Origin of the sequence: Bacteroides sp. AM16-13 (assembly GCF_003602705.1) — a bacterium.
Classification (GTDB): Bacteria; Bacteroidota; Bacteroidia; order Bacteroidales; family Bacteroidaceae; genus Bacteroides; species Bacteroides xylanisolvens.
Genome location: NZ_QTLK01000053.1, coordinates 567 through 8671 on the forward strand (window position 1 = coordinate 567; position 8105 = coordinate 8671).

Here is an 8105-nt window from a genome sequence, read left to right on the forward strand (position 1 = left end):
GATGATGAGTTTGTTTATCTTGCAGGATTTGCTTACATATCACCTGCTCCTAAATCTTTAAAAAAGATTCGGATGCAAACATAAGAATAAAAATTAATGTAGCAAACTATTGCTATTCTGTTGAAATGATAGATGCAGAAGAGAAAAATAAAATGTAATTTAAAGATTATTGAAGAATGAAAAAGAAAGTATTAGGTGTGATAGCAGTTGTTGCTGTCGCTGCTATTGCGGGATATAATGTATATACTTCGCAGAATGATGTGAAGTTGTCTGACTTGGTGTTGAGCAATGTGGAAGCTTTAGCTAATGCAAAAGAAGGTGGAAATGAATGCATAGGTTGTGTTTATACAAGATTGCAAATTTGTCGAACGTTAGGAGATTGGGGTGCATGCCTTGGTGAATATCGTCCATATATTTAAATATTATGAAAGCTAAAAGTTTATATGTTGTAGTAGGTATAATTTGTTTGTTTATATCTACATTTAGTATATATAATTGGAATACTAAAAGCTCTTCTGCCTTGTTACTTTGTAATGTTGATGCGTTAGCTAATAATGCGGAAGTGGATTTTGACTTTTGTGTAGTTACATCAGGTATTTGTGTGATATATAGTGATGGGCTAGCTATAAGGGGCTATAAACTATACCAATAAATTCTAATGAAGGTGATGAAAGTGCATGGAAAATATGCTTGTTAACATTTACTTAGAGTTTGAAACTATACTTTCATCAGTATAATTCTGTATATTATTGCTATAACTGTTGGTTTTTAATATCCTCTTGGGATTGGGGCTGAATAAAAAAGGTCGAAAACTTGATTTTTACCTCCTCTACAGGTATCTGGAGAAGGGGTAATTGTGAAAAAATCTTTTTAGTCAGCCCCAATTGAAGTGTATTGACAACTTCTAGATTTGTTATGCATAAATAAAGCCGATTAAAATATAGCTTTATAAAAATATTCTATAAACTATTATGAATTTAGTATATTATGAAATTGAAATATGTTTTTGTGTTGATTTTCTTTTGTGCATGTAAAAATGTTAAAACAGACTGTCAAATAGACGATTTGTTTACGAATAGGATATTCTTGGAATATGAAAAGATACCATCAAACGGTTATATTTGGGGAACTCCAATGGATATGATATATTGTGATTCAGCAATTATTGTTTTCGATGAGAAGTCTGAAGATGGTTTATTTCATTTGGTCGATTTGAATGATCTAGATTCAATATATGATTTCGGAAAGAAAGGGCAAGGTGTTAATGAATTCTTAATGCCTTTTGATATACAGTTATTTGGTAAGAGCTCCATAAGTGTTTATGATTTATATAAAAAGACTTTGAATGTTATGAACATATCAGATGTGAAAAATCGAATTTCGAACTTTTCAGTTTTAACTAAAGATACTATTCCTGGGACTATTAAAGTGTTTCCTACAGCATTTAATACTTTTGTATCTTTGGGATTTTACGAAGACTGTATGTTCAGACTTTGGGGTACTGGACTAATAGAAGAAGAGCATTTTATGGAATATCCATATAAAGATGGAGATGAGAAACAAATAGCAAACAGGTTGCGTGGTATGGCTTATCAAGGTATTATCCGTTTAAATCCATTTATGGATAAATTTGTTTATGCAGTAAATACTTCTGAAATTATTCATTTTTATAAAATAAATAATACTGATATTTCTTTAATAAAGAAATATGAAATGAACTACCCTATTTATAAAACTCAAGTTGAAGGGGACATGCGAGCTGCCCCAATTTCATCTTCCAATAATAGTACATTTATAAGTTTGTGTATTTCTCCTAAATATGTATATGGACTTTATTCAGGCAAAAATTTTAAAGAAAATGGTTTAGAAACACTTGCAGGAACAATAATTTATGTTTTTGATTGGAATGGAGAAGCCATAAAAAAGTATGAACTGAATGTGCCAGTTACACTGATTAGTGTGGATAATAAAGATGAGATGTTGTATGCTTTCTCTAATATGCCTGATCCTGAATTAATAAGATTTAAAATAAAATAGATAAACATATGTATAGAATGATTGTTATCCCTCTGATTTCTTTTGTTATATGTTTTTCTTTGTTTTCATGTTATGAGCATGATGAAAAAAAAATAAAGAGGTTAGTTGAAGAATGGACTTATAAGGAAATAGATTTTCCTAGTGTTCCTATTTTTACGAAATTTGCTAGAGATACAATTATGGGGTATTATGAAAGAGATTGTGACTACAAAATATTAACATATGTCGATTCAATCGGTTGTATGCGGTGTCACTTAAGTTTTAGTGCATGGAAACCTTTTATTGAATTGCTAAAAGATACTTGTCCTTCATGTAATGTTCTTTTTTTTATTCATCCTATGAGCAGGAAAAATATTGAGTATTTACTAACGAAAGAAGGCTTTGATTATCCTGTATGTATTGATGAGCATGATAGTATCAATAAGTTGAATCATTTTCCTATAGAAACGATCTTTCAAACATTTTTGTTGGATAAGAATAATAGGGTAGTTGCTATTGGCAATCCTATTCATAATCCTAAGATAAAAGAACTTTATTTGAATATTATTACAGGGAAAAAATCTCTGTTGAAGGAGATTGATAGTAGAACTCCAACAACAGTTGTTTTATCTACATATCAGTTCAATATAGGAACTTTTAATTGGGGAAAAAAGCAATTTGTAGAGTTTTCATTTACTAATTCAGGTGATAATCCGTTTGTTGTAGAAGAAATTTATACTCCATGTGGGTGTACTACAGTGGAATATTCTAAAGAACCTGTTCAACCAGGTGGAAATTTGAAAGTGAAGGTGGAATATCAAGCTGAACATTCTGGGCATTTCGATAAAACGATAACCGTGTATTGTAATGCAGAAGGCTCTCCGTTCCATTTGAAAATTAGTGGAAATGCAAAATGAATAATTAAGAAAAGGTTTGATGAAGTATTTGGGATATATTCAATTTATAGTCTTGGTGCTGTTTATTTGGCTAGGATGGCAAATAATAGATAGGATTACATTCAGAGAAGAAATGATAACTCCTCTCGGAGCTGCTTTGCAATCTGCTAAAAACAACAGGAAAGAATTGGAAAAAGTACTCCGTCATTATCAAAAGAATCCTGCTGATAGCCTAAAATACAAAGCTGCTTGTTTTCTAATTGAAAATATGCCTTTTTACTCTTATTCAACAAGCAAGCAGTTAGAAAACTATAAGTCTTATTATGCATGGCTGAAAAAGAGTAGAGGACAGACAGCGAAACAGGTTGCGGATTCAGTCAAGAAAGTATATGGTCCGTTAGGAGAACCTGAAAAGAAACATGATATAAGAGAAGTGGACTCCGCATATTTATGTAACAATATTGAATGGGCATTTAAAGTTTGGCGAGAACAACCATGGGGCAAAAATGTTTCTTTTGAAACTTTTTGTGAGTACATATTGCCATATCGCATTGAGGATGAAACACTCGAATATTGGCGTGAAATGTATTATGAAAAATATAATTCATTGCTGGATTCATTAAGGATGTCTGATGTTTTGGATAAAGAAGACCCTATTGTTGCTGCAAAATATTTGAGAGACAGATTATTGGATAAAGAACATTATTTTACTTCTACATCACCTGCGCTTATGGGACATATTGGTCCTAGATATGTACAATATATATCTGGAAGTTGCAGAGAGGCAACGGATTTTGGTATCTATTTGTTCCGATCCTTAGGGATACCCTGTGGTGTTGACTTTGTACCTATGCGTAGTGGCGTGAATGCCGGACATTTTTGGCTAGTTGCATGGGATAAGAATCAAGAAGCTTTTGCTGCTGATTTTCCAAAAGCCTTTGAACGACAATGTGAAAATATGTGGTATAAAGAGGAGAATACGGCCAAGGTATATAGGAATACTTTTAGCGTCAATAGAAAAATGTATGAAGAAATGAGAAAGTATGAAGAAGAACTATATCCATTTTGGCGTTTACCAAAGTTTGTAGATGTTACTCGTGGATATGCCTATTATTATAAAAAAGAATTTAAAATACCTTCATCAAAAATATATAGAGAAAAATGTAACGGGAAGATTGCTTATTTGTGTGCAAGTAAACGGGATGAATGGGTTCCAGTTGCTTGGACGGAATATGATGTCAACAACATGATATTCAGGAATATAAAAAAAGGAATGATTATGCGGATAGCAACTTATGAGGAAGGAGCGCTCCATCTTGTAACGGATCCTTTTTATGTAGATCCGCATACCAATGAACTTCATTTTTATTCAAAACATGAAGAAACTCAAGATGTAGTATTGTATTCTAAGTACAATATTTTTAAAGGAGAAATTCATCTTAGAAGAAGGATGTTGGGAGGAGTGTTCGAAGGGAGTAATCAGCCTGATTTTTCAGAGAAGGATACTTTGTTTATGGTGCAAAAAGTGCCCGGTCGTTTGAAAACGGTTGTGCGGAGTTGGTCAGATAAGAAGTATCGTTATTTTAGATATTTTGGAGCCAAGAATACGTATTGTAACGTGGCTGAAGTTGAATTTTATGAATGTAATGACACTTCTGCTTTGAGGGGAAGCATTATAGGAACTCCTTTGGAAGATACCGATAAAGGACTGAATTATTACAATGTTTTTGATGGCAAAACTAAGACTTCTTTCAACTATTCCAGACCGTCTGGTGGTTGGAGCGGGTTAGATATGGGAAGGAAAGTACGGGTAGATAGAATAGTTTATACACCACGTAATAGAGATAACTATATTCGTCCTGGAGATACATTCGAGTTATTTTATTGTGATAAGGAGTGGAAATCAATGGGAAAGAAACAAGCTCTTTCTGATTCATTGGTTTATTCGGGTGTTCCTAAAAATACACTTTTATTATTGCGAAATCATACTCGCGGGGTGGAAGAAAGAATTTTTGTTTATGAAAACGGGAGGCAAATATGCAAATAAATAACAAAATCGGGTGGGGGATAAGAATAATATTTTCATGGATGATCTTTTCTTTACATGCATGTTGCAATGATAAAGAGGAGAATGAAGTTATTCCTATATGTATTGCGTCCAATCATTCATTAATGGCATTGGTACCGGATTTTTCTATCCAAACTGTTGGAAATACATTGCATACAAAATATCCGAAGCTATCAAGAAATAAGGAGTTTCCGATGATCGGAATTTTAAAAGTAGATGGTAAATCTTATCGTTTTATGGGAGGTGATTCGTTGCGTCCTTTTCCACTAGTACCTCTTTCTACAATTAATTGTGGGTGGCCTGCTAGATACTCTTATTTGCATCCAAAGGATGATTGGATGCGGAAAGAATATGATGATAAGGAGTGGTATAACGGGTTAGGAGCTTGGGGAGCAGAGAATCGTCCTTATCCTATTCACTCAACATGGACCGTAGCCGATATTTATATTCGCAGACATTTTAACATAAATGATAAAAAGAAATTGGAAGGATATAAATTATATGTTTGTTCTAAATGTGATGACCATGCAGAAATCTATTGTAATGGAGAACCTATTTATCAGGTAGATTATTTTAGCAATAGAATTGAATGTAAACAACTCTCCGATGAAGTAGTTGCAAAGTTACATAATGGCGATAATGTGATAGCCGCACATGGGTGGAATACGAAAGAAAATGCTCTGTTGGATTTTGGATTGTACATGGAAAATAAAACCTATAACGATGTGGATGTGGCAATATTGAAACAAATGAATGTACAAGCGACGCAAACTCATTACATTTATCAATGTGGAGATGTTGAGTTATACCTTGATTTTGTTTCTCCTTCTTTGTTACTAGAACAATGTTTAATGGGATGTCCGGTAGGTTTTATTTCTTATCAAATTCATTCTGGTAAATCAGAAATTCATGATGTAGAAATTTTATTTGATATAGATACAGAATGGATGTTTGGGAAAAATAGAGTAGAAAGCCTGTCTGAACAGGATTGGTGTATTGTCAAGTCTGATAGCTTGTATATGGGGATAGCTGCTGAAGAAACGGCTTATTCATATAATGAAGGGCATGTGCTGCTTTCGCAGAAACTGGGGAAAAACAAGAAAGATCAGGGTGTATTACTTTTTGGCTTTAATGAAGGGAAGGGTTTGCAATATGAGGGGGAAATTCTACATCCTTATTGGAATAAGGATGGAAAAAAAGAATTGAAGGATGCTTTGTTGTTTATCGGTGACAATTATAAGAAATTAATGAGGGAATGTGACAGGTTGGATGGGCAATTGAACAGGCGAGCTTTTCAAACGAGAATCCCATCGTTTGCACGCCAGATGATTTTAGATTATCGAAAATTTATATCGGAGCATCGTTTTGTAATGTCTCAAAGTGGTGATTTGTTTTGTTTTGGAGATACTTTGGCCAATGTGAGAGAATCTTATAGTAACTTTCCGATTTTATTGTCTCTTAATCGTATGGATTGGATGAAAGGCCTTTTGGAGCCGGTTTTTGAATATTGCGAGAATGATTATTGGAGGAAAAGTTATCCTCCTTATGATATAGGAATCTACCCAATTGCTAATCGTCAGGTGAAAGTTGATGATTATGCAGTGGAGATGGCTGCTGACATGTTAATAATGATAACTGCTATTGTAGAAGCAGAACAGGATTTCGGTTATGCTGATGCGCATTGGAATCTGTTGTGTTTATGGGCGGATTATTTGCGGGAGAAGATGAAGAAAGAAGTTTATCCCTGTGGAGGGTTGTTGAATGAGGATGATGAACGTGTGAAATGCGTGTTGGGGCTTATGGCTTATCGTAAACTAATTCAGCTGAAAGAAAGCGTATGAAGATTTCACTATTCATCGGATGCCCGGATGGGGAAATTTTAAGAGAAATGATATGCTGGTTTTTAATTTTCCTTATCAGAAAAATCGTTGGGATAGAATTATGAAGAAAATCAAATGAAAAATGAAACATAAATTGATAAAAACCGATATAGCCTTCACCCTTCACAACTCCTTATTCATGAGGGATAGCGGGTGAAGGGCCACCTTTCACCCATCCTTTACGGATAAGTGTTGTTTTGTAAAATCTAAAGCTGTGCTTTAGGAGTTGCAAAGCATAGCTTTAACCTGCTTAAAGCGGTGCTTTACAAAAGTCTAAAAGTTTGTTTCAATCATCTAGCGTCTTTTTCACAAACATCCCGATGTTTGTTTCAAACCTTAGGAAGAAAAAACAAGATGCTATGAGCATAATTGAATTAGCTATAATGATATTTAGATTAGCTATAATGAAAATCGGATTAGCTATAAGAAGAAACTGGTGAAGAGGTGGTGAAGGAATCCCCTTCACCACCTATCCCCGATGAATAGGGAGAAGTGAAGGGTGAAGCTATAATCACTATAGATAGGATTTAAGCATGAAAAAAGTTGAAATTGATACGAATGACAAAAAAGAATATGGTAGATGTGATAACTCTTACAGGAGTTGAAGCCATCTTGAGCGTAGTATTTTTATTTCGATGATGGCTCTGTTTGGAACATATTATTGGAAAAATAATCAATATGGTGCTTGTAAGGAATGGTATCGTAATAAGATGTTATATAATATAGGTGCATATCAATATAAGAGAAAAATTAAAAGATTAAATAAGATAGATCGGAATAATAATTGTATGTAATAGAAAAGAATAACATTCTGTTTTTAGGAAAAATACTACTTGGAAAAGAGAAGGAACAAATAAAAACTATAATTTCCGATGAAATAGGCATTTTTTGAATGAAAGCCTTATCTCTATGATAGTGTATATAGCGGATAGATTCGGTTAGATAGAAATGGATAGATTAATTTATTGGCAGTTGCAATCCAATTGCTTACTTTCGTTTTCATTAATTAATCGATAAAACTATAGTATATATGAAGAAACTATTATTCTTTTCTATTTTGATGATGGCGGTTCTTTCTGTAAATTACTCATTAAAAGAACCTCGAGTAAATACATTATTATTAGATAATATTGAAGCTTTGGCAGCTGATGAGCAAGATGTGCCTACTAATTGTTGGGGCAGTGGTTCTGTAGATTGTCCGGTTACAAAAGTTAAAGTAGAATATGTTGCTACCGGATATAGTCT

7 protein-coding genes are annotated in these 8105 nt (G+C 33.5%); all 7 read left to right on the forward strand.

The genetic code is table 11. The features are described from left to right. Positions 1-176: 176 nt before the first annotated feature. Positions 177-419, forward strand: coding sequence for an NVEALA domain-containing protein (locus tag DW173_RS23300; protein ID WP_004312299.1), 243 nt, complete (start codon positions 177-179; stop codon positions 417-419). Between the two features lie 5 nt (positions 420-424). Beyond that, positions 425-652, forward strand: coding sequence for a hypothetical protein (locus DW173_RS23305; protein WP_008648128.1), 228 nt, complete (start codon positions 425-427; stop codon positions 650-652). A 335-nt stretch (positions 653-987) separates the two neighbouring features. Continuing rightward, complete coding sequence (locus DW173_RS23310) at positions 988-2037, forward strand: BF3164 family lipoprotein (RefSeq protein ID WP_008648127.1); 1050 nt, start codon at positions 988-990, stop codon at positions 2035-2037. Between the two features lie 8 nt (positions 2038-2045). Next, a complete protein-coding gene (locus DW173_RS23315) occupies positions 2046-2933 on the forward strand; it encodes a DUF1573 domain-containing protein (RefSeq protein ID WP_008648125.1) in 888 nt (295 codons plus the stop codon). A 19-nt stretch (positions 2934-2952) separates the two neighbouring features. Then, entirely contained in the window at positions 2953-4959 is a 2007-nt protein-coding gene (locus DW173_RS23320) for a transglutaminase domain-containing protein (protein ID WP_120145322.1), read from the forward strand. After that, complete coding sequence (locus DW173_RS23325; protein WP_120145323.1) at positions 4950-6821, forward strand: glutaminase domain-containing protein; 1872 nt, start codon at positions 4950-4952, stop codon at positions 6819-6821. Before DW173_RS23320 ends, DW173_RS23325 begins: the two co-directional genes overlap by 10 nt. Before the next feature lie 1069 nt (positions 6822-7890). Beyond that, positions 7891-8105, forward strand: a 215-nt coding sequence (locus DW173_RS23335; protein ID WP_120145324.1) for an NVEALA domain-containing protein, incomplete at its 3' end; no start/stop codon positions are given.